This is a genomic window from Shewanella sp. 11B5, assembly GCF_002836795.1.
GTDB lineage: Bacteria > Pseudomonadota > Gammaproteobacteria > Enterobacterales > Shewanellaceae > Shewanella > Shewanella frigidimarina.
Window position 1 is genome coordinate 1 of the sequence record NZ_PJAP01000816.1, and the last position, 1,674, is coordinate 1,674.

At 41.9% G+C, this 1,674-nt stretch carries 2 protein-coding genes; both read right to left on the reverse strand.

The annotated features are described in order from the left end of the window. Positions 1–401: 401 nt before the first annotated feature. Positions 402–875: a Cys-tRNA(Pro) deacylase gene (ybaK, locus tag CXF78_RS16730; protein ID WP_102037408.1), complete on the reverse strand. Its 474-nt coding sequence runs from the start codon at positions 873–875 to the stop codon at positions 402–404. Between the two features lie 14 nt (positions 876–889). After that, positions 890–1,674, reverse strand: a 785-nt coding sequence (locus CXF78_RS16735; RefSeq protein ID WP_102037409.1) for a TDT family transporter, incomplete at its 5' end; no start/stop codon positions are given.

Sequence of the window (1,674 nt, forward strand, 5' to 3'; positions counted from 1 at the left end):
AGCTAATACTAATACCCAAGCAGAGTTTAAAGCCAAAATAAATTGATCATAATGGGTATTATCAAACGAAAGTAAAACCTAGAGTTTGAACTTGAATAGCTCGACACTCATTCTTTTGAGACTAATGATTTGAGGCTAATGATTTCGAGGCTCACTCTTTTGAGACGAACTCGTTCAAGAGCAGATATTTTACGATTAAATGTTTGAGATGAATTGTTTGCGGCAAAATGTATACGGCGAACTCTTTGTCGCTAACTTTTTGTAGCAGATTGTTTGCTGTGAAATGCTTATTGCAAAATGTTGGCTGCGAAATGTTGGCTGCGAAATGCTTACGGCGTATTGTTTACTGACAATGGTCATTAAGCTAACAATCTCATCGGCCAGTTAACGGCAAATAGACGTTAGCGTTGGGCACTAATATCAGCAAAGGTGGCTTTCAATAACCGTTGTAAATCAGCAGGACTTAGCGAGATATCTACGCCTCTTTTGCCTGCGCTAATGTAGATACGTTGATGCTGCTGTGCAGATATATCGATAATCGTCGGCAAAGGTTTTTTTTGCCCTAATGGGCTCACACCACCTAGTACATAACCGCTAGAACGCTCAACGACTAACGCCTCTGCCATGTGGGCTTTTTTTGCGCCTGCGGCTTTCGCGATTAACTTCATACTCAACATCGACGACACTGGTACAACCCCAACCACCAGCGCTTGGTTATCTAAGCTCACCACCAAGGTTTTAAACACTTGTTCCGTTGGCACGCCCAATTTTTGCGCTGCTTCTAAACCATAAGATTCACTATTAGTATCATGATGGTACTCATGCACTTCAAAATCTATTTTATGCTTTTTGGCTATCTCAATTGCTGGGGTCATGATAATGCGCTCATTTATGGATTCACCGCCAATACTTTGCTTGGCTGATAAAAATGCAGATATCGCAGACAAACATAACTGACAACCACGGTAGCGACAAGCAATTCAAATTCAGCTAATGCATTAATTTGCTGTACATATTCCGCTGCCATGCCAACACTTTCCATCCAAACAGACATTTTAAATAATGCCGTTGCCCCAATCACCATCGGAAACGTAAATGCGGCATAGCCGGGGCTAAAGGGTAAACGCATCAGTTTGAAAAAACACAAATAGATAATTGAGGTCATTAACACCCCAATACCAAATAATAGCCCAACAATTACCGGCGATGGTTGTTCAATTACCGTTAAATAGCCCGCCAAAGATAAACTTGCTGGCGCCGCTAAAATCGCTAAAGTAGGTTTGGCTGCATCTGGGATTTGTTCTGTAAATATAAGACGATAAATCATCATCGGTAACATTATGGCATAACTCAACATGCCAAAGATTAGCGCAGCATGAGCAACCCACGCTAGATGAATATTGCCTGAAAACGACACATCGGCCACCACAATACCAATGGGCGGAATAAACCAACTAGGCACCATATGATGCAGTGAAAATTGTTTACTGCGATGATAAATAAACCCGACCAAAAAGCTGATGTGCAGCAATACTGCAAATGACCATAATAAATCACCTGCGAGTGCAGAGGCATAACTCAGCGAATTCGACACCACCATTAACGCCATTGCAAAAGTAGGTACCACGCTGCCGACCACTGGATGAGCAAGATCCTGGCGTAATAAATCTGAAT

Excerpts from the sequence above, each read along its gene's own strand:
- ybaK (WP_102037408.1), bottom strand. The coding sequence starts at position 875 with ATGACCCCAGCAATTGAGATAGCCAAAAAGCATAAAATAGATTTTGAA.